Origin of the sequence: Pseudorhodoferax sp. Leaf267 (assembly GCF_001422405.1) — a bacterium.
GTDB lineage: Bacteria > Pseudomonadota > Gammaproteobacteria > Burkholderiales > Burkholderiaceae_C > Pseudorhodoferax.
Genome location: NZ_LMMV01000025.1, coordinates 268,728 through 289,206, shown reverse-complemented (window position 1 = coordinate 289,206; position 20,479 = coordinate 268,728). Strand labels below are relative to the sequence as shown.

Below are 20,479 nucleotides of genomic sequence, written 5' to 3'. Positions count from 1 at the left end.
TGGTGGGGACCGGGCAGCATAGCGCTGCCTGCCGCTGGTCAACCGGGCGCCATGGCCGGCAGCATGTCGGCCGGCGTGGCCAGCTCGCCGCGCAGCTCGGCCCGCGTGACCGGCAGGTACTGCGGGTACTCCCTGGCGATGAACGCGATCAGGCCCTCGCGCACGAAGCAGCGCAGGTCCCAGGCCTTGCCCGAATCGCTGGCGGTGGCCAGCAGGCGCAGCTGCATGCTGTGCTCGCCCGCCTCGGTGACCTGCAGCTTGCACAGGCGGCCATCCCACTCGGGCGAAGCCTCGCACAGCCGCTGGCACTCGGCGCGTAGCGGCGCCATGGGGATGCGGTAGTCGGTCCACAGGAACACGGTGCCGATGATCTCCGAGCTGGTGCGCGTCCAGTTCTGGAACGGGTTCTCGATGAACCAGCGCAGCGGAATGATGAGCCGGCGCTGGTCCCAGATGGCCAGCACCACGTAGGTGCCCGTGATCGATTCCACGCGGCCCCACTCGCCGTCCACGATCAGCACGTCGTCGAGCCGGATGGGTTGGGCCAATGCCAGCTGCAGCCCCGCGATCATGTTGCCGAACACCGGCTGCGCGGCCATGCCGACCACCAGGCCCACCACGCCGGCCGAGGCCAGCAGGCTGGTGCCGAACTGGCGCGCACCGGGAAAGGTCATCAGCATCAGCGCCATGCCGGCCAGGCCGATGACGACCATGACCGTGCGCGACAGCACGCGGGCCTGCGTGTGGATGCGGCGCGCGTTCAGGTTGTCCACCACGTTGAGCGGGTACTGGTCGATCACCCCCTGGGCCACGCCGGCCACCGCACGGATGCCCATCCAGCTCAGGCAGGCCAGCAGCAGCACGCTGTTGAGGTGACGGATGCTGTCGATCGCCAAGATGGTGTCGGGCGCGCCCTGCCACACCAGCTGCAGCGCCACGAACATCAGCCACCAGCGCGCCGCGGGCCGCAGGAAGCGCACCACCGTGCCCGCCACTGGCATGCCGCGCGTGACGCGCGTCAGCACCAGCACGGCGGCGCGGTGGGCGATCCAGGCCAGGACGATGGCCACGGTGGCCGCCACGGCCAGGCGCAGCACGGCCACATCGGCCCACGCGATGAGGGCATTCCACTGTGTTTCCATCGGGGCCATCCTAGCGATGGCCGCAAAGCACCCGCGCCGGGCGAGAAATCAGGCGGTGCGCGGCTGCACCAGCGCCGCAGCCCGCTTGGCATTCACGCGCGCCTGCTCCACGTCGGCATGGCGCGCGAGCAGCACGCCCATGCGGCGCTTCACGAAACTCTCGGGCTTGCCGAACAGTCGGATCTCGGTGCCGGGCACGCGGAGTGCCGCGTCCACCCCGTCGAACACGATGCCCTGCGCATCGACGCCGCCATAGACCACGGCGCTGGCGCCGGGCGTGTTCAGTGTGGTGTCCACCGGCAGGCCCAGGATGGCGCGCGCATGCAGCTCGAACTCGTTCTGCCACTGCGTGGCCATGGTCACCATGCCGGTGTCGTGCGGGCGCGGGCTGACCTCGCTGAACCAGACCTGCTCGCCCTTGACGAACAGTTCCACGCCGAACAGGCCCTGGCCGCCCAGGTCTTCGGTCACGGCCTTGGCGATCTGGCGCGCGCGTTCCAGCGCGGCCGGGTGCATGGGGTGCGGCTGCCAGCTTTCCACATAGTCACCGCTGACCTGTACGTGGCCGATCGGGTCGCAGAAATGGGTCTGCACGCTGCCGTCGGCGGCGCGGGCGCGCACGGTGAGCAGCGTGATCTCGTAGTCGAAGTCGATGAAGCCCTCGACGATCACGCGGCCATGGCTGACACGGCCGCCGGCCATGGCGTAGTCCCAGGCCCGCTGCACGTCGGCCGGGCCGTCGATCTTGCTCTGGCCCTTGCCCGAGCTGCTCATGACGGGCTTGACGATGCAGGGGTAGCCGATTCCACCGTTCACGGCGTCGATGGCGGCCTGCAGCTCTTCGAAGGAGTCGCAGAACTTGTAGGGGCTGGTCGGCAGGCCCAGCGTCTCGGCGGCCAGGCGGCGGATGCCTTCGCGGTCCATGGTCAGGCGCGCGGCCCGGGCCGTGGGCACCACGCGCACGGTGCCGGCGGCCTCCAGCTCTTCCAGCACGGGCGTGGCGATGGCCTCGATCTCGGGCACGACCCAGTCGGGCTGTTCCTGCGCGATCAGCGCCTTGAGCTGCTCGGGGTCGCTCATCACGATGGTGTGGGCACGGTGCGCGACCTGGTGGCCGGGCGCGTTCTCGTAGCGGTCCACCGCGATGGTCTCCACGCCCAGGCGCTGCAGCGCGATCAGCACCTCCTTGCCGAGCTCGCCGGAGCCCAGCAGCATGACGCGCGTGGCGTGGGGGGACAACGGGGTGCCGAGAGTGGTCATGGCGATGGCCTGCGCAAAAGGATCAATCGAGTTTCGCACCGGAGGCCTTCACGGCCGCGGCCCAGCGCGGCGTCTCGGCCGCCAGGAACCTGCCGAACTCCTCGCTGCCCAGGAAGGCCGGGTCCGCGCCCTGCGCGACCATGCGGGTCTTGATGTCCGGGTCGTTCAGCACCTGGCCGAAGGCGTCGCTGAGCTTGGCCGTCACGTCCTTGGGCAGGCCGGCCGGCGCCAGGAAGCCGTAGAAGCCCACGACCTCGAAGCCCTTGAAGCCGGACTCGATGACGGTGGGCACGTCGGGCAGCGCCGGGTTGCGCGCGCGGCTGGTCACGGCCAGCGCGCGCACCTTGCCCTGCTTGTGGTAGTTGGCCGCCTGGGGAATGGACTCGGCCATGAACTGCACCTGGCCGGCCATCAGGTCGGTGAACGCGGGCGCGCTGCCGCGGTAGGGGATGTGGACCATGAACAGGCCGGTGCTGTTCTTGAACATCTCGGGCACCAGGTGGCTGATGCCGCCGTTGCCGGCCGAGCCGTAGTTGATCTGGCCCGGCCGCGCCTTGGCGTAGTCGGTGAACTCCTTGAGCGAGTTCACGGGCAGCTTGGGCGTGACCAGCAGCGCCAGCGGCTGCATGGCCGTGCGCGCGATCGGCGTGAAGTCCTTGAGCGTGCCGTAGGGCAGGCGGCTGTACAGCGCGGGGTTGATGACCATCACACCGGTGTTGGCCAGCATCAGCGTGTAGCCGTCGGGCGCGGCCTTCATGACGTCCTGCGCACCGACAGTGCCGCCCGCGCCGGACTTGTAGTCGACCACGATGGGCTGGCCCAGCACGGCCTGCAGCTTCTCGGCCAGCAGGCGCGCGTGCTGGTCGAGCGGGCCACCGGCCGGGAAGCCGATGACGACGCGGATGGGTTTTTCAGGGAAGGCGGCTTGGGCCGATGCGGCCAGCAGGGCAAGGGCCATGGCGGCCAGGTGGCGGGGTTTCATGCGCGTGTCTCCAACAAAAACCCTGTCAGCATAATCGCTGGCTCTTGCTGACCTCCACCCACTTGGCCGCCCCCTCCGACACCATCACCGCCGAACTGGTCGCCGTGCTGGTCGCCGTCACCGGCGGCCAGGCGCGCTTCCTGAGCACGCACGACGGCCACGCCCTGCCCAGCGGCCCCCTGGAGGTGGACCACCGCTCGCTGCAGACCGGCATGCGCGCCTGGATCGAGGCGCAGACGCACCACCCCATCGGCTACATCGAGCAGCTCTACACCTTCGCCGACCGCGACCGTGCGCGCGAGGACGCGCGCCGCGTCATCTCGGTCAGCTACCTGGGCCTCACGCGCGAGGCCCAGGTGCCGGCGCCGCAGCAGGCCGTGGGCTGGCGCGACTGGTACCACCACTTCCCCTGGGAAGACCAGCGCTCGCCTGCGGCCGCGGCCGTGCTGGCCGAGCACATTGCACCGGCGCTGATCGCCTGGTGCGCGGCAGGCGCCGGCGCCGACGCCAGCCAGCGCCGCCTGCGCGTGGACACGGCCTTCGGCCTGCACGGAGCGCCCTGGAACGAAGACTTCGTGCTGCAGCGCTACGAGCTGCTGCACGAGGCCGGCCTGGTGCCCGAGGCGCAGCGCGGCCCGGCCGCGTCGCGCGGCTTGCCCGCGGCGCAGCGCAAGGCCGTGGCCGCGCGCACGGGTGCCCCGATGCGGCTGGACTACCGCCGCATCCTGGCCACCGGCATGGCGCGGCTACGCGCCAAGATCAAGTACCGGCCGGTGGTGTTCGAGCTGATGCCCGAGGCCTTCACGCTGCTGCAGTTGCAGCAGACCATCGAGGCGCTGGCCGGGCGCGCGCTGCACAAGCAGAACTTCCGCCGCCTGGTCGAGCAGCAGGCGCTGGTCGAGGAAACCGGGCAGCTCACGCAGGGCGCGTCGGGCCGGCCGGCCCAGCTGTTCCGCTTCCGCGAGGACCTGCTGCTGGAGCGCGCGATCTCGGGCAGCAAGCTGCCGCTGTCACGCTGAACGGCTGTCACACAAGATACAAATAGCGCGCCCTACTTATGCTCAAAAAAAGTATAAATACGGCCTCTGCGTTTTTTTGACGCCCATATGCTCAGCTTGAGCACATCGCCCATGCCCAACGCCAACGACACCCGAGAGCCGCCCGCCCCCTTGCCCCGCGTGATGCTGGAGCCGCTGGTGCGCGCCACCCTGCTCGAAGACCTGGGCCGTGCCGGCGACATCACGAGCCAGGCGGTGGTGCCGGCCGAGGCGCAGAGCCGCCTGCAACTGGCCGCGCGCCAGGGCGGCGTGCTGGCCGGGCTGGAGCTGGCCCGGCTGGCGTTCGAGCTCATCGACCCGTCCATCGTCTGGAACGCCAGGCTGCGCGACGGCGCACGGCTGAAGCCCGGGGACGTGATCGCCACGCTGGCCGGCCCGGCCCGCGCCATGCTGACGGCCGAGCGCACGGCGCTGAACTTCCTGGGCCATCTGTCGGGCGTGGCCAGCGCCACGGCGCGCATCGCGGACGCCATCGCCCACACCAAGGCCCGCGTGACCTGCACGCGCAAGACCATGCCGGGGCTGCGCGCGGTGCAGAAATACGCGGCACGCGTAGGCGGCGGCAGCAACCACCGCTTCGGGCTGGACGACGCCGTGCTGATCAAGGACAACCACGTCGCCATCGCCGGTGGCCTGCGCAACGCCGTCGAGCGCGCGCGCGCGGCCATCGGCCACATGGTGCAGATCGAGGTCGAGGTCGACACGCTGGCGCAGCTGCGCGAGGCACTGGACCTGCAGGTGCCCATCGTGCTGCTGGACAACATGGACCTGCCGACCTTGCGCGAGGCCGTGTCCATGACCGCCGGCCGCGCCGTGCTGGAGGCCTCGGGCCGCGTGACGGCCGAGACGGCGCCCGGCATCGCCGAGACCGGCGTGGACCAGATCGCGATCGGCTGGATCACGCACAGCGCCGCCGTGCTGGACATCGGACTGGACACCCTGGCATGAAACGCCTGCATGCGCTCTTCGCGTTGCTCCTGGCCGCCCTGCTGGCGCTTCCCGCGCAGGCCGAAGACCCGCACTACCCGACCAAGCCCATCACCATCGTCGTGACCTTCCCGCCCGGCGGCGGCACCGACCTGCTGGCGCGCAAGCTGGGCCAGGTGCTGCAGCAGCAGCTGGGCCAGGCCGTGGTGGTGGAAAACCGCGCCGGCGCCAGCGGCAACATCGGCGCGAGCCAGGTGGCCAAGGCCGCGCCAGACGGCCACACGCTGCTGATGGTCAACAGCTCGTTCGCGATCAACCCGGGCGTGTTCGGGGCGCTGGACTTCTCGCCCTCGCGCGACTTCGCAGCCGTCATCAACGTGGGCTTCGTGCCTTCGGTGCTGGTGGTGCCGACCACCTCGCCCTGGCACCAGCTGGCCGACCTGCTGGCCGCCACGCGCGGCGCGGCGCAGCCGGTCTTCTTCGCGTCCTGCGGCGCCGGCACGCCGCAGCACCTGGCCGGCGAGATGCTCTTCCTGGCGGCGCGGGCGCCGCTGGCCCAGGTGCCCTACAAGGGCTGCGGCCCGGCGCTGGTGGACGTGGTGTCCGGCCAGGTGGGCCTGGGCATCGTGACGGCCAGCAGCGCCGCGCCCCTGCTGGCGGCCGGCAAGCTGCGCGCACTGGGCATCACCTCGCCGGCACGCACGGCGCAGTTGCCGGACGTGCCCACGGTTGCCGAGCAAGGCGTGGCCGGCTACGAGCTGGACCAGTGGCACGGGCTGCTGGCACCGGCCGGCACGCCGGCGGCCGTCATCGCGCTGCTGAACCGCACACTGGCCACGGCCCTGGCCGGTGGCGAGTTGCAGACCAACCTGCGGCAGCTGGGCTACACGCTCACGCGCGGCGAGCAGGCCAGCCCCGCCGCGTTCCAGGCGCTGGTGGCGCGCGACCTGCGGCGCTTTGGCACGATCACCGCACAGCGCGGGCTGCGGCTGGAGTGAACAGCCGCGCGCGGTCGCGGCCCTTGTGGTGGACGGTGAGGGGTCGATGCGCTGGATGTGGAAGGGGCCGTCGTGGCGTGCGCCCGGCAGGGCGGCGACACGGCGCAGAGGGAGCACGGCGCAGGGCCGGGTACGAAAGCCATGTCGCGCCCGGCGACGGGCATGGGGTGCGGCAGGGTCTGGCGCCAGCCTGCGGCGCGCCCGCTCCAGGCGCCGATGCCCGCTATGCTGCGGGCCATCGCAGCACGGGGGATCAGGCATGGTGGATTCGACTCAGCGCATCCGCGTCGGCATCGGCGGCTGGACCTTCGAGCCCTGGCGCGACAACTTCTTCCCGGCCGGCCTGCCGCACACGCAGGAGCTGCATTTCGCCAGCCGCGCCGTGACGGCCATCGAGGTCAACGGCACCTACTACAGCACGCAGTCACCCAAGAGCTTCGCGCGCTGGCGCGACGAGACGCCGGACGACTTCGTGTTCTCGCTCAAGGCCAACCGCTTCGCGACGAACCGGCGCGTGCTGGCCGAAGCCGGCGACTCGATCCAGCGCTTCGTGGAGAGCGGGCTGTCGGAGTTGGGCCAGAAGCTCGGCCCCCTCGTCTGGCAGTTCGCGCCGACCAAGCAATTCGACCCGGTGGACTTCGGTGCTTTCCTGGAACTGCTGCCCAAGGCCGTAGACGGCCTGGCGCTGCGCCATGTGCTGGACGTGCGGCACGCCAGCTTCATGGTGCCGGCCTACCTGGCCCTGGCGCGGCGCTACGGCTGCGCGACCGTGTTCGCGGACTCGGACAAGTTTCCGAGCTTCGCCGACGTGACGGGCGACTTCGTCTACGCGCGGCTGATGCAGAGCCAGCCGGATTGCGCGACGGGCTACGAGGCCGAGACGCTGGCGCGCTGGGCCGACGTCGCGCGCGACTGGGCGCGTGGCGCCACGCCGGCCGGCGCGCCGTTGGTGGAGCCGGCCCACGACAGCGGCGCGGCGCGTGATGTGTTCGTGTACTTCATCAACGGGGCGAAGGAGCGGGCACCGGCGGCGGCGCAGGCCTTGATCGCGCGCCTGCGCACTGGCTGACTGGCTGGCGCCCCTCTTCGTGGAGGGCAGGTAACGCCCTGGCCTGGGTGCCAGAAGCTCCTAGGCAGGCGCCAACACCAACTCCGGCAGCACCACCTCCCAGCGCGCGCAACGCATTGCCTCCTGGTAGGCGGCGTCTCCATCCTCGCGCCGCCGCACCAACACCGCGCGTACGCGCACGGCCACGCACTGCTGGGCGGGATCCAGCCGGCAGCCGCGCGACAACCGGCCGACCGCCTGGCCGGTGGCGTCCAGCAGCTCGCGCCGCTCGTCCTGCGTGCGCAGCTGCAAGATGTCGCCCGGGGCCAGGCGCGCGATGGCCGCATGCACAGCGTGCCCCTCGCCAAAGCGGCCGGCAAAGCCGATGTCCACGTCGGCCGGCGTCAACGCCTGCGTGCGGCGCGACAGCGCAGCCGGTGGCTCGACGGGTGCGGTGCCCGGCTGGTCCAGCAAGGCCGCACCGGCCCCCTCCAGCACATCGAACACCGAGCGCCGCGTGCTGCCGAGCCGCGCCAGCGTGAGCGTCTCGCGCGCACGCGTCACGGCCACGTAGGCCAGGCGGCGCAGCACGTCTTCGGCATCGCCAGCGCCCGGCTCCCAGCCGCCGTCCAGCACCACCACATGGTCGAATTCCAGGCCCTTGGCGCCGTGCGCGGTGGTGAGCAGCAGCGCGCTCTGGCGGCGGCGCTGCTCGCGGCCCCAGTCGACGAGCCATTCGAAGAGGTGGCTGCGCGGCATCTCGGCACCCAGGGTGTCCAGCGCATAGGCGTCCAGCGCTTCGCGCAGCAGGTCCCACCAGGGGCCGATGTGTGTGCCGAGCCACGCCTGCACGGTGGGCGCGGCCACCAGGCCCGGCCCATCGGCACGCAGCCAGTCCAGCAAGGCCTGGGTCTCGCGCAGGCGCCAAAAGGGCGGCAGCTCCTCGCGGCCCAGTTGCACAGGCAGGCCCAGATGCTCGGCGTAGGCGCGCAACGGCTCCAGCTGGCTCCACTGCCGCGCGATCACGGCGCAGCGGGCCCATTCCCACTGCGGGTCCAGCGCGGACAGCCGGCACAAGGCATCCAGCGCCTGCATGGCCTGCAAGAGCATGTCACGCGCGGGCGTCAGCCTGACCACCCTGCCGCGCGCCACCGGGTCCAGCGCCTGCCAGCGGCCACCGGGCGGCGCGTTGCGGCGCTGTCGGTCGATGCGGATCGGGTGCGCGGCCTTCAGGCGGTCGATGGCCGGCGCGATGAGCCGGTTGGCCACCGCGATGATGTGCGCGCTGGAGCGGTAGTTCTCGACGAGGTATTCGGTGCCGGCCTTGTAATCGGACTCGAACTGGCGGATGAACTGCACCGAGGCACCGGCAAAGGCATAGATGTTCTGGTCGTCGTCGCCCACGGCGAACAGCGACAGGCGCGTGTCTTCGGCCTGGCGAGAGCGACCGGCCAGTGCGCCGATCAAGGCGTACTGCGCGGGGCCGATGTCCTGGTATTCGTCGACCAGCATCCATCGGAAGCCCGCCAGCAGCCGCTCGCGCTGTTCGTCGGCGTCTTCGGGCGCCAGGCCCTGGCCTTCGAGCAGTGCGGTGGCTTGCTGCATCACGCCGTCGAAGAAGTTGGCGTCGGGGTTGCTGCCGGCCTCCAGCCGCGTCCCGGTGAGCCGCATGGCCAGCGCGTGGCAGGTCAGCACGGTCACGCCGCGCGCATCGTCGCCGACCAGGGCCTGCAGCCGCTGGCGGATCTGCACGGCGGCGTGGCGGTTGTAGGCCAGCGCGACGATGCCGTGGGCCGCCTCGCGGCGCACGCGCAGCAGGTACGCGATGCGGTGCACCAGCACGCGCGTCTTGCCCGAGCCGGGGCCGGCCAGCACCAGCACACTGGTCTGCTCGCGCTCGTCGGCCACGATGCGCTGCTGCTGGCGGTGGTCCAGCACCTCGACGATGGCGCGCCAGGAGGCGGGCAGCGTCTCGCGGGCGGTCTCTTTCTCGCGGCCGGGCAGCCAGCGGCCGAGAAAGTCCGCGCGCTCCATGCTGAAGTAGTCCAGCGCCAGCCGCAACGCGTCGGCCATGGCGGCCAGGCCGCGTTGCGCGTACTCGGCCATCACGTGGATCTGCAGCACGACCTCGTCGTAGTGCATCTTGAGCGGCTGGAAGTCCGCCTTGGCGAAGCCGCGCTTTTCCGGCGCGAGGCGGATCGTCATGGCCGGGCGGAACACGGCCAGGCCCTTGTTCAGGCGCATCACCTCCTGCTCGTGCAGCCACAGCAGCGCGCGGTCCAGCAGGCGCGGCAGGTTGGGGCTGCTGGCCGCCAGCACCAGGTCGTCGCGCAGCGCGGTGGTGAGCCGGCCCAGCGTGGTGCTGACCAGCAGATCGGTGCCGCGCGCGCCATCCGCGCATTGCGCGAGGTGCGCCAGCAGCAACTGCGATGCGGCGCGGCGGCGCTCGGACAATTCAGCGATGCGCGCCCAGGGCCGGCGCAATTCCACACGCGCGGTCTCGGGGTCGAGCCGGCGCAGGGCGAGGCTGTCGCCACCACCGCTGTCGTCGCGGCCATCGGCGGCCAGGCTGCGCAGCAAACGCCACACGCGCTCGGGCAGGGCCTGCGGGTGGCCCTCTTCATGCAGCGCCTGGCACAGCTTACGCAGGTGCAGCGTGCCGTGCTGGCCGGGCTCCAGGTCGGGCTCGGCGATGCGCAGCGCCGACAGCAGGGCCGCCTCCATGGCCGAGGCTTCTTCGAGCCGCCTGGGCGAGGCGTTGGCCACACCCAGGTGCACGTAGGCCGTGAGCGCCAGGTCGTTGCTGGAGATGCCCAGTTGCTCCAGGTCGAACAGCGCCTTGCGCACGCCCTCAGGCGAGAGCCGGGCCACGCCCATGAGCTCGTCGGTGCTGACGCCTTGGTCGGGGTCGGCCTGCAGCAGCAGGTCGATGATGTCGAGCAACTGCGTGCGGTAGGGCGGCAAGATGCCGTGGGCCACCAGCGCCTCGCGCGCGGCGTCGAGCGAGGGCACGCGCAGCGAGGACGGGAACACGTTGACGATGTTCTCCTCGCGCGAGAGCAGGCGCGCCTCTTCGAGCCAGGCCACGGCCGTGCGCACGCGCGTGTCGTCGCCGAGCTGGTCGCGTTGGAACTCGGCGCCCTCGTCCTCGCGCAGGATCTCGCCGGCCGTGGCAATGACCTCGCCCGGTGTGTCGCCGGGCCGGCGGCGGCGCTCCAGCCGGCGCAGCGATTTGAGGATGGCCTGGATCTCCGATTGCGTCAGCCGCGAGCGGGCCGACAGGCCGAACTGGCGCTCCACGTCGTCTTCGGCATACAGCAGCACGCAGCGCGCGGCGGCGCGGTCGCGGCCGGCGCGGCCGGCCTCCTGCAGGTAGTTCTCCAGCGAGCCGGGCACGTCGGCGTGGATCACCAAGCGCACGTCGGGTTTGTCGATGCCCATGCCGAACGCGTTGGTGGCGGCCATCACGCGCAGTTCACCCGCGATGAAGGCGTGCTGCGTGCTCTTCTTGCTCTCAGGCGGCAGGCCGGCGTGGAAGTGGCCGGCCGCCCAGCCCTTGGCGCGCAAGAACTCGGCGATCTCCTCGGTGCCGCGCCGCGAGCTGGCGTAGACGATGGCGCCGTCTTTCGCATCGGGCTGCAGGTCGTGCGCCAGCAACTGGTGGATGGCCTCCAGCTTGTGCGCGGCGCTGGTGGGAATGACCGCGAAGTCCAGGTTGTCGCGGCGCGAACCGCCGTCCAGCACGTGCAGCTCCACGGCCAGGCTGGTGCGGAAGTAGTCGACGATGTCGGCCACCACGTCGGGCTTGGCGGTGGCCGTGAGGCACAACACGGGCGGCACGGGATCGGGCCCCGCCAGCTCACGCATGCTGCGGGCCACATAGCGGTAGTCGGTGCGAAAGTCCTGGCCCCATTTGGACAGGCAGTGCGCTTCGTCCATCACCCACAGGCCGATGCTGCGCTGGCGCAAGGCCGTGCGCAGGGCGCGGCTGCGCAACTGCTCGGGCGAGACCAGCAGGAGGGCGATGTCGCCCAGGCGCACGCGCTCCAGCACGTCGGCGCGCTCGGGCATGGAGAGCAGGCCGTTCAGCGCGGCGCAACTGCTGACGCCGCGCGCCTCCAGCCCGGCCACCTGGTCGGCCATGAGCGCGACCAGTGGCGAGATCACGACGGTCAACGCGCCGGTGTTGTCGTAGCGCGAGAGCGCCGGCAGCTGGTAGCAGATGGACTTGCCGGTGCCGGTGGGCAGGATGCCCAGCACCGGCCGGCCGGCCAACGTGGCCTGCACGATGGCCTGCTGCAATGGGCGGCCTTGCGGGTCCACCGGCTCGGGGCGGAAGCCCGGCAGCGCGGGGAACCAGCGGCGCAGCACGGCGTGGGCGCCGTGGTGCCCGGCGCACCAGTTGCAGGCCGGGTCGCGGCAGGCGCGGTCGCGCAGCGCGCGCACCAGCGCGGCGGCCTGCGGGAACTGGTACAGCACCCAGGGCGGCATGACGGAGTTGCCACCGGCCACCGAGATCCAGGCCAGCGCGTAAGCCAACGGCCAACCCGCGTGCAACAGGGCGAGGTCACGCGCGCGGGTCGCACAGCCGCGGCCCTCCAGATAGCCCGCGAGCGCGGCTTGCAGCGCAGCAGCATCCGGTGCCGAGGCCGCGCGCAGTTCCGAGAACAAGGTGGCCGTGCCCACGCCGTCCGGGTCGCGCGCGGCCAGGCCGTGCCAGATCAGCAGCAGCCGTGGATCGGCCTGGCGCAACGCCACCAGCTGGTCCTGCAAGAGCTGCAGCGTGAGCCGCGCATCCAGCTCCGGGTCATTGCGCTGGCCGCGGCGGATGGCACCGTCCTGGTAGTGCTTGACGAGGTGGTGGTAGGGGTTGCGCGGAAAGGCCAGCGGGTTGAGCCGCAGCGTATCGATGCGCGGCAGGCGCAGCACGGCCAGCCCGGGGCGCACGGCCGCCAGGTGCGGGGCGTCGAAGGCGATGAGGTTGTGGCCGAGCAGGAAGGTGGCGCCGGCGGCGTGGGTGTCGAGGGCCGTGAGCGCGGCTTGCAAGTCGCCGCGCGTGTGGACGAAGGCCTGGCCGGTGTCGCCGCGCACGGCAGCCAACAGGTGGATGCGGCTGTCCTGGATGCCGACTTCCAAGTCGAGGGAGAAGCACGCATGGGCCAAGCCCGCCGTGTCGCGGCCGGAGGATGCGATGCCGTCGATGCCAGGAATCATCCGCGCGACACGCCAAACTTCGCCCGCGTCACATCACGCGCGCTGTGCAACACGCGCAAAACTTCGATGCCGTCACGCATCGGCCGGTAGAACACCACATAGCGCTTGACCGGAAAAGCCCGCAGCCTGGGCGCCAGTTCAGGCCGCTCGCGCCCCATCTCGGGCTGCGTCGCCAGCAAGGCCAACCTGACGTCCAGCATGTCCAGGAACAGGTCTGCCTGCTGCTCGCTGTCGTCGGCGATGTAGGACCAGATGTCCGCCAGGTCTGCATACGCCAAGGGCCGCTTGCGCACTTGCGGCAAGCTCAGCCCCTCGCCGCCTTCGCGCGGTCGGCACGCCTGCGCCGGCCTTCCGCCTTGACTTCACCCATGTCGAGCAGCGTGGCCGGCCCGCTGTCGATGCCGGCCTGGATATCGCCACGCAAGCGCTGCAGCTTGGCCTCGCGCTGCGCGTCGTGGTCCTGCAGCATGCGCAACCCGTCGCGCACGACCTCGCTGGCGTTGTTATAGCGGCCGCTTGCGATCTGCGTTTTCACAAAGGTTTCGAAGTGCTCACCCAAAGCCACACTAGTCGGCATGGACCGCTCCTTGTCACTAACTATTAGTGATTATCGGCAACCCGGCAACCCCCGACAAGCAGATCGACACCCCCTGCGGGTTTCCTGGCGGCGATGTCGGCGCGATCTCTGCCGAGTCACGCCAACGTTGCGACGACGCGATTGCGTTCTAGGAAGCCCACCTCGTAAGACTTTCAGGAGCCCGCCCTGTCCGCAGTTCTCGTTTCCACCAAAGGCCAGGTGGTGCTACCGGTGGCGGTGCGCAAGGTGCTGGGCTTGAAGCCCGGGATGCGCGTGAACATCGAGGTGGATCGCAAGGCCGCGCGCATCACGCTGGCGTCAACCACCGCCGCGGCCACATTGGAGGACGTGCAGTCCATCCTGCGCTACGACGGCCCCCGAGTGGCTATCGACAAGATGCGTGTCACTGGTGACGAGAAGTGATCGCGCCCCGGAACCGGCAGCCGCGCTCAGTTGCGTTCTGAACGCTCCACCAGCCGTGCCGACACCGGGTCATAGGCCAACCCCGTCACCGATCCATCACGGATGCGCTCTACCGCCTGATTGATCACATACAACGGCACCAGGAACCACTCCTTGGGCCGCACCGGGTTGCCGAAGCGGTCCTCGATGACAAGGTCCAACTGCGCCGCGCCAAACACCCGGTGGAAGATGTTCTCCAGCCGCGTGCGGTTCAGGTTGTGCAGCTGGTAGGTGGCCACCACCTCCACATCGGCCAGCAGGTAGGTGGCGTCCTTGGGGGCGGCGGAGATGCGCGCCTCCACCGAGCCGCCGGTCACCCCGATCTTGTGGATCAGCTCGCGGTGCGCGGCCACATACGGGTGATCGGACAGGCTGCGCAGCACGTAGATGGTGCCGCTGGCGATGTCGTCGGGCTCGGCCACGTCGCCGAACAGCGGCCCCAGGTCCGGGTCGGAGATGCGCCGGCCCGTGTCGTCCTTGTACAGCGCCCGCTGCAACGAGCGGCGCAGCAGGTTGCTCTCGGTGCCGTTGGCATAGACGACCAGCAGCCGCGCATCGCTCTCGCCGTTCGGCGCCTTGATGGCCCCGCCCACCTCGGCCACGTAGGCCAGCAAGCCGCCGACGATGAAGAAGTTGCCGCCCGCGATGCTGGTGTCGCGGCCGAAGCGCAGCGCCTGGCGCGCGCCGGATCTCAGCTCGCGCTCCACCTGCTCGAACAGCGGCTCGAAGCGCTCGAAGTCTTCGCAGCGCTTGCGGTCTGCCACGGCTTCGGCCGCGCGCTTGTCGGCGCTGGTGCGCACATGGCGCAGCACCGTGATGTCGTCCGTGTCGGCCGGCGCGCCGCCGACGCCCAGCTCGGCCAGCAGGGCCTCCTCGTCCAGTGCGTCCCGGTCGGCCCCCGCAGCCGTATCGGCCGCAGCGCCCGCCAGCAGGCCAGCGGTGTCCAGCGGCGCCAGCAGCGGCAGCGCCTCGGGCAGTTGGCGCAAGCGGTCCAGCCGCACCGCGTACAGGCGCTCGAAGATGTCGCCGCCTTCGCCGTGCTGCGGCGCGCGGCCATGCGTCTGGTGAAAACGCAGGAAGTCCTCGAAGCCCGCGATGATGCGTTCCTCCCGCGCCGTGCGGGTGGTCGGCTGGAGCGGTGCGACCTCGATGCCCAGATCGGCCAGCAGTTCGTCTTCGTCAATGTCAGCCATGGCCCGCCCCGCCCGCCTGGGCCGCCAGCTCCTGCGCCTTGTAGCGCGCGAAGGCGGCCACGCCCTCGGCCATGCGCTTTTCCCACGCATCGGCGGCGTGGATGTCGGGCAGGCGGCCCCGCTCCTTCTTGAAGTCCCGCGCACGTTTGGCCAGTTCCACCGCCTCTTCGCGCGAGATCGCCAGCTTCTTGCCCGCGATGCTGGCCTGCACCTGGCGCAGCGATTTCTCGTCCATCGCCTTGGCCAGCACCGCGTAGGCGGCCTCGAAGGGGTTGATGCTGTCGATCAGATCGATGTCGAGCTGGCGCACGTTCACGAACCTTCGCACGCCGTCGATCAGGGCCGTGCTGCCCTGTGCCGTACCGCCTGCCGCATCCGCCTGGGCCAGCAGCGACTTGGCTTGCTGCGTGACATTCATCGCCGCGATCGCATGCTGGCGAATGGCCTCCTGGTCGGCGTCGCTGAGTTCGGGGTAGCGCTCGCGCACGATCTTGCCCATCTTCAGTTGCGTCAGCTCCTGCGGCAGCGTGTTCTCCTGGTCGAGCACGCCGCGCTCCAGCACCGTCTTGTCCTGCAGAAAGCTGGTCACCACCTCGTTCAGGTCTTCCTGGCAGATGCGCGTGGCCTCGGGCGTCTGCGGCTGGGCCAGGCCGTTGATCTCCAGGTGGATCTGGCCCGTGGCCGGGTTCACGCCCAGGTTTCTGCCGCCCGGCTGGTAGCCCGCCTCGCCGTAGTCGAAGCCCGGCTGCGCGCCGGCATTGCGGGCGTGAACTCGTAGCGCGGCGCCAGCACCTGCTCCATCAGCAGGCTGGCCGAGATGGCCTTGAGCATGTCGTTCACCGCCTCGGCCACGGCCGACTGCTCGGCCGTGGGCTCGGCGATCAGGTTGGTGAAGCGCGCCCGCTCCTTGCCCTGGGCATCGCGCGTGGCGCGGCCGATGATCTGCACGATCTCGGTCAGGCTGCTGCGGTAGCCGATGGTCAGCGCGTGCTCGCACCAGATCCAGTCGAAGCCCTCCTTGGCCATGCCCAACGCGATGATGATGTCCACATGCGTCCGGTCGTTCTTGTGCGCCGGGTCTTTCAGCGCGGCCAGCACGCGGGAGCGCCGGGGGTGGTCGCTGTCGTCCACCAGGTCGGCCACCTTCAGCACGCGGCCGTCCGGGGCCTTGATCCGGTGGAAACCGGTGGCCGGGTCCACGCCCTGCCAGTCGCCCAGGCCGTGCAGGATGTCGTTGACCTCGCGCTCCTTGTCCTTCAGGCTCTCGCGCGCGTTCACGTTCGGGATGTGGACGATGGTTTTCAGCGCCGGGTCCAGCACCTTGGCCACGGCGTCCACATAGGGGCCGGTGTAGAAGAAGTAGCCGATGTCCAGCGACTTCAGCCACTAGTAGCCGTTGAGCTGCTCGTAGTAGGTGTAGGTCACCGTCTCGAACTTGGCCTCGTCCGCCGGGCCCAGCACCGCCTCGCTGTCGCCACGGAAGTACGAGCCGGTCATCGCCACGATGTGGACCCGGTCGCGCGCGATGAAGGCGCCGAGCTGGCTGCCCAGCACGTTGCCGGGGTTGCTGGAGACATGGTGGAACTCGTCGATGGCGATCAGGCGCTCGTCGAAGGCCTCCACGCCCAGCTCTTCCACCGCAAAACGGAAGGTGGCGTGGGTGCAGACCAGCACTTGGTCCGCACTGGCGAGGAACTGGCGCACCGCGTCGACCTTGGACTTGGCGATGCGCGGCTCGTCCACGCCCGGTGCGTTGCACAGGTTCCACTGCGGGGCGACTTGCCAGTCCCACTCGAAGCCATGCGCGCTCAGCGGCTCGTCGGCAAAGCTGCTGCCGATGGAGCGCTCGGGCACCACCACGATGGCCTGGCACAGGCCCTGGTGGTGCAGCTTGTCCAGCGCGATGTACATCAGCGCGCGCGACTTGCCGGAGGCCGGCGGCGACTTGATCAGCAGGAACTGCTCGCCGCGCTTGGCATAGGCACGCGCCTGCATGGTGCGCATGCCCAGCTCGTCGGCCTTGGCGGATGCGCCGGTACGGGCCGTGGTGATGGACACCGAGGGCACGGTGCGGGCGTTGGTGGGGTTGGTCGTGGGGCTGTTCATTCGGGGGCCTCTTCGCTGGCGGGCGCCTCGCCGGTCAGTTCGCGCTCGATCTCCTCGACGCTGGGCAGGCTGGACTTCAGGTCGGTGGGCAATGCACACGTGAGTTCGTAGCTCGACACCCCGATGGGGCTGTCCATGGTGCGCAGGGTGTATTCGGCCAGCACGCGGTTGTGCTGCTGTCACAGGATCAGGCCAACCGTGGGCTTGTCGTCACCATGGCGCAGCCGGTCATTGACCACGCTGCAGTAAAAGCTCATCTTGCGCGCGTACTATGGCTTGAACGCACCGCGCTTGAGGTCGATCACCACGTAGCAGCGCAGCCGCAGGTGGTAGAACAGCAGATCGATGTAGAAGTCCTGGTCGCCCACGTCCACGTGGACTTGGCGGCCGACGAAGGCAAAGCCCTGGCCCAGCTCCAGCAAAAACTTTTGCAGATGCACCATCAGCCCCGTTTCCAGTTCTCGCTCGTGGAAGGGCTCCCGCAGCGTCAGGAAGTCGAACAGATACGGGTCCTTCACCGTCTGCTGCACCATGCCTGAATCCGGCGCCGGCAGGCGCAGCGCGAAGTTGCTGGCGGCACGGCCCGCGCGCCGGTGGCTGTCGCTGCTGATGTGGTTGTGCAGCAGTTCACGGCTCCAGCCGTTGTCCACCGCCGCGCGCATGTACCACTGGCGTGCGGCCGCATCCTTCACCTTTTCCATCAACACCGCATGGTGCCCCCAGGGGATGGCCAGCAACAGCGCGGCGGGAAAGTCCGCGCCCGGCGCGGCCAGGGGCACCAGTGCATCCGCCGCGCCCTCGGGCGGCTGCGCCGCTTGTGCCACAGGCTGTGGCACAAGTTCGGCGTCCAGTGCAGCGCGGGGGTACAGGCGGTGAAACGCCAGCATGCGCTTGATGTTGCGCTCGGAGAAGCCCTTCTCTTCCGGCAGTTCGTTGTGCAGGTCGCGCGACAGGCGGGGGATGACGGCCGTGCCATAACCTTCCTGCCGCTGGCGCCGGTCGATCACCTGGCCGATGCTCCAGTACAGCCGGATCATGTCGGCGTTCACCGCCATCCAGGCACGCGCCTGGGCATGGCAGATGCGCTGCTTGATCTCGCCCAGCAGTTCGGCGTACTGCCGCGACGCCGGGGCGGCGGGTGTTGCCGCCACCGTCTTTTTCTTCGTGCTCATGCTGCACTCCTGCGGCGCACTGCCTTGGCGGACGGCCTGGCTTTGGCCGCGGCCGTCATCTTCGTGTACAGCTCGAACAGCTTTTCCAGCCGCTCGGTGTCGTTTCGGAACCGCCGGCCGATGTAGATGCGCTCCAGGAACCTCTTGAGGAACTGGCTGGTCAATGGATCAGTAGCAAGGACCTTCGCCGCAGTGTCGGTGTCTATAAGAAGACTGCCTCCATCCCGAGGCATATTGCCGAACAGCATGGTCGACTGCTCGGTGATTGGCCCTTTCGCCTTCTGCACGCAAGCGAGGCTGTCCGGAACAAGGTACGGACCAATCGACGAGCAGTGCTTGACGAAATCATCCTGATACAGCTTCTTTGGCGTGGGGCTGCTTTTGCCGATGCCGAGGACCACGACCGTGACCCCTGCATTGTTACTCGCGAGGTTGGCCCACTTGAAAGAAGTGTGCGCAAAGCGAATTTCACACCCGCGTTCAAAAGCCGCCGGCCAGATCTCACTCGCCTGCTGCCCCTGACAGACGCTGTTTGTCGCCACAAAGCCCGCTAGCGCATTGGTTTCCTTGTCCGCGTAATCCATGAACCGCGCAATCCAGCCAGTGACCAGATCCGTTGTCTTGGCCAACTTCGCGTGCCTAGTCCAAGCGCTCGCCAGATCTTCCTTTTGTTCTTCGGTCTGCCACTTACTGCCACGGTAGGGCGGATTGCCGCAAATATAGGTTTCTCCACCCTCATTTTGAAAGTCAATCTCTGTCTGCCGAAGCGGCGTTCCGAACAAATCATCCGCCTGCAGCTTCACCCCCGTCCCCGTCGGGGGGCACACGCTCAACCAATCAAGCCGCAACGCGTTCCCGCACACGATCCAGTTCTGCGCGTCCAGCGGCAGAAACTCCGCCAGCGCATCCTTCTGCCCCCGGTGCAGCACGTCGCACTGGAACTCCGCAATGATCAGCGCCAGCCGCGCGATCTCGGCCGGGAAGTCGCGCAGCTCGATACCGCGGAAGTTGGTCAGCGGGATCTCGCTGCCCCGATGCGATTCGCCGCGGCGCTGGTTGATCTCGGCCTCGATCGCGCGCATCTGCTTGTAGGCGATGACCAGGAAATTGCCCGACCCGCAGGCCGGGTCGAACACGCGGATGCGCGCCATGCGACGGCGCAGGTTCAAGAGCTTGCGCTCGTTGTCGCCCGCGTCCGCCAAGGCGGCCCGCAGGTCGTCCAGGAACAGCGGGTTCAGCACCTTCAGGATGTTGGGCACGCTGGTGTAGTGCATGCCCAGGGCGCCGCGCTCCTCGTCGTCGGCCACGGCCTGGATCATGCTGCCGAAGATGTCGGGGTTGATCTCGCGCCACTTGAGGCTGCCGGCATGCAGCAGGTAGGTGCGGGCCATGCGGGTGAAGCGCGGCACGTCGGTGGCGCCCGAGAACAGGCCACCGTTCACATACGGGAACTGGTCGGCCCAGGTCGGCACGCGCGGCAGGGCCGCCGCACGCGCGCTGGGCTGGATGTTCATGGCGCGGAAGATGTCGCCCAGCACCACGTGGGTGTTGGCACCATCGCGCTCGCTGAAGCGATCCACGGTGCGGGTGAACAGGCCTTCGCCGTTGAAGATGTCGGTGTCTTCGGCGAAGAAGCAGAACACCAGCCGCGCCATGAAGTGGTTCATGTCGCTGCGGCGCGCGTCCGTGGCCCAGTCGGGGTTCTCGCGCAGCAGCTCCACATACAGCTTGTTCAGCCGGCTGGTGGCGCGCACGTCGATGGGTTGTCCTTGATCTCCTGGATGGTGGAGGTGCCGGCCAGCGGCAGCAGAAAGCCGAAGTGGTTCGGAAAGTCGGCGTAGTCGCAGGCGATGGTCTCGCCGCTGGTCAGCTCTTCGGCCTCCAGCGTCTGGCCGTCGGTGGCGAGGATGAACTTCGCCTTGGCCTTGGCGGTGGCCGGGCTGGCGCGCAGGGCCTGCAATGCCTCGCCCACCTGGCCGGCCGCGCTCACGGCGATGTGGATGTGGTTGCGCTGCAGGACGCCCTGCAGCACCGCGCCGCCCGCCACGTCGGACGCGTTGTTGTGGCCGCTGCGCAGGCGCTTGAGGGCGATGTCCTTGTTGCCGAAGCCGGCCAGGAAGGCGTAGGGGAACTCGGCCGCGTCGAAGGGCTGCAGGGCCAGTCGGAGATGGCTTGTTCGATTTCTACGGCGTTCATGGGGCTTGGCCTGGCGGTGAAGGGCTCGCAGCGCTTGCGCGGGTGGAGAACGTCGCCGCCGTCGGTGTTCCTCAGCGGCCATTCGACCGGCGAGGCGCCGGGCTTCTTGGCGGGCGTGCCATTGTCAGCGATGGCCCGACGGCT

16 protein-coding genes and 1 pseudogene are annotated in these 20,479 nt (G+C 69.5%); 5 read left to right on the top strand and 12 right to left on the bottom strand.

Features of this window, described 5'->3' with window-relative positions; genetic code table 11:
- Positions 1–38: 38 nt before the first annotated feature.
- The 3 genes from ASF43_RS26485 to ASF43_RS26475 are packed head-to-tail and all read right to left on the bottom strand — an operon-like array spanning position 39 to position 3,384.
- The gene (locus tag ASF43_RS26485) at positions 39–1,142 is read right to left on the bottom strand and encodes a mechanosensitive ion channel family protein (protein WP_056188152.1); all 1,104 of its coding nucleotides are present in this window, start codon (positions 1,140–1,142) and stop codon (positions 39–41) included.
- A 48-nt stretch (positions 1,143–1,190) separates the two neighbouring features.
- Positions 1,191–2,402 (bottom strand): formate-dependent phosphoribosylglycinamide formyltransferase, encoded by a 1,212-nt coding sequence (gene purT, locus ASF43_RS26480; protein ID WP_056188149.1) that lies wholly within the window; start codon positions 2,400–2,402, stop codon positions 1,191–1,193.
- A 22-nt stretch (positions 2,403–2,424) separates the two neighbouring features.
- On the bottom strand, positions 2,425–3,384 hold the full coding sequence (locus ASF43_RS26475) for a tripartite tricarboxylate transporter substrate binding protein (RefSeq protein ID WP_056188146.1): 960 nt from the start codon (positions 3,382–3,384) through the stop codon (positions 2,425–2,427).
- A 62-nt stretch (positions 3,385–3,446) separates the two neighbouring features.
- On the opposite strand from ASF43_RS26475, the gene ASF43_RS26470 reads away from it, so the two are divergent.
- The 4 genes from ASF43_RS26470 (at position 3,447) to ASF43_RS26455 (ending at position 7,436) form a co-directional block, all read left to right on the top strand.
- Positions 3,447–4,403 carry a hypothetical protein gene (locus ASF43_RS26470; RefSeq protein WP_056188607.1) on the top strand — a complete coding sequence of 319 codons (957 nt, stop codon included), beginning with the start codon at positions 3,447–3,449 and terminating at the stop codon, positions 4,401–4,403.
- Positions 4,404–4,514: 111 nt separating this feature from the next.
- Complete coding sequence (gene nadC, locus ASF43_RS26465) at positions 4,515–5,390, top strand: carboxylating nicotinate-nucleotide diphosphorylase (RefSeq protein WP_056188144.1); 876 nt, start codon at positions 4,515–4,517, stop codon at positions 5,388–5,390.
- On the top strand, positions 5,387–6,367 hold the full coding sequence (locus tag ASF43_RS26460) for a tripartite tricarboxylate transporter substrate-binding protein (protein ID WP_056188141.1): 981 nt from the start codon (positions 5,387–5,389) through the stop codon (positions 6,365–6,367). Before nadC ends, ASF43_RS26460 begins: the two co-directional genes overlap by 4 nt.
- Before the next feature lie 259 nt (positions 6,368–6,626).
- The gene (locus ASF43_RS26455; protein ID WP_056188139.1) at positions 6,627–7,436 is read left to right on the top strand and encodes a DUF72 domain-containing protein; all 810 of its coding nucleotides are present in this window, start codon (positions 6,627–6,629) and stop codon (positions 7,434–7,436) included.
- A 60-nt stretch (positions 7,437–7,496) separates the two neighbouring features.
- Here ASF43_RS26455 and ASF43_RS26450 read toward each other — a convergent pair whose 3' ends face one another.
- From ASF43_RS26450 to ASF43_RS26440, 3 genes are read right to left on the bottom strand one after another with little or no spacing between them, the layout of a single operon-like run.
- Complete coding sequence (locus tag ASF43_RS26450; protein WP_056188136.1) at positions 7,497–12,629, bottom strand: RecQ family ATP-dependent DNA helicase; 5,133 nt, start codon at positions 12,627–12,629, stop codon at positions 7,497–7,499.
- Positions 12,626–12,922, bottom strand: a complete 297-nt coding sequence (locus ASF43_RS26445; protein ID WP_235578386.1) for a type II toxin-antitoxin system RelE/ParE family toxin — start codon at positions 12,920–12,922, stop codon at positions 12,626–12,628. The genes ASF43_RS26450 and ASF43_RS26445 overlap by 4 nt, the downstream gene beginning before the upstream one ends.
- 11 nt (positions 12,923–12,933) lie before the next feature.
- Positions 12,934–13,206 carry a type II toxin-antitoxin system ParD family antitoxin gene (locus ASF43_RS26440; protein ID WP_056188131.1) on the bottom strand — a complete coding sequence of 91 codons (273 nt, stop codon included), beginning with the start codon at positions 13,204–13,206 and terminating at the stop codon, positions 12,934–12,936.
- A 186-nt stretch (positions 13,207–13,392) separates the two neighbouring features.
- Between ASF43_RS26440 and ASF43_RS26435 the strand changes: the two genes are divergently transcribed.
- Positions 13,393–13,629 carry an AbrB/MazE/SpoVT family DNA-binding domain-containing protein gene (locus ASF43_RS26435; RefSeq protein WP_082498187.1) on the top strand — a complete coding sequence of 79 codons (237 nt, stop codon included), beginning with the start codon at positions 13,393–13,395 and terminating at the stop codon, positions 13,627–13,629.
- A 26-nt stretch (positions 13,630–13,655) separates the two neighbouring features.
- Here the strand turns inward: ASF43_RS26435 and ASF43_RS26430 are convergent, their stop codons facing one another.
- The 6 genes and pseudogenes from ASF43_RS26430 to ASF43_RS32365 all read right to left on the bottom strand — a co-directional run bounded on the left by ASF43_RS26430 (position 13,656) and on the right by ASF43_RS32365 (position 20,417).
- Positions 13,656–14,861: a GIY-YIG nuclease family protein gene (locus ASF43_RS26430; protein ID WP_056188125.1), complete on the bottom strand. Its 1,206-nt coding sequence runs from the start codon at positions 14,859–14,861 to the stop codon at positions 13,656–13,658.
- Positions 14,854–16,967, bottom strand: a pseudogene (locus tag ASF43_RS26425) (DEAD/DEAH box helicase). Before ASF43_RS26425 ends, ASF43_RS26430 begins: the two are co-directional and overlap by 8 nt.
- Positions 16,964–17,131 carry a hypothetical protein gene (locus tag ASF43_RS31900; protein WP_235578374.1) on the bottom strand — a complete coding sequence of 56 codons (168 nt, stop codon included), beginning with the start codon at positions 17,129–17,131 and terminating at the stop codon, positions 16,964–16,966. The pseudogene ASF43_RS26425 and the gene ASF43_RS31900 overlap by 4 nt, the downstream one beginning before the upstream one ends.
- 105 nt (positions 17,132–17,236) lie before the next feature.
- Entirely contained in the window at positions 17,237–18,139 is a 903-nt protein-coding gene (locus ASF43_RS26420; protein WP_235578373.1) for a YhcG family protein, read from the bottom strand.
- The gene (locus ASF43_RS26415; protein WP_369803339.1) at positions 18,136–19,893 is read right to left on the bottom strand and encodes a DNA methyltransferase; all 1,758 of its coding nucleotides are present in this window, start codon (positions 19,891–19,893) and stop codon (positions 18,136–18,138) included. The genes ASF43_RS26420 and ASF43_RS26415 overlap by 4 nt, the downstream gene beginning before the upstream one ends.
- On the bottom strand, positions 19,872–20,417 hold the full coding sequence (locus ASF43_RS32365) for a type IIL restriction-modification enzyme MmeI (RefSeq protein ID WP_369803338.1): 546 nt from the start codon (positions 20,415–20,417) through the stop codon (positions 19,872–19,874). Before ASF43_RS32365 ends, ASF43_RS26415 begins: the two co-directional genes overlap by 22 nt.
- Positions 20,418–20,479: the final 62 nt, after the last annotated feature.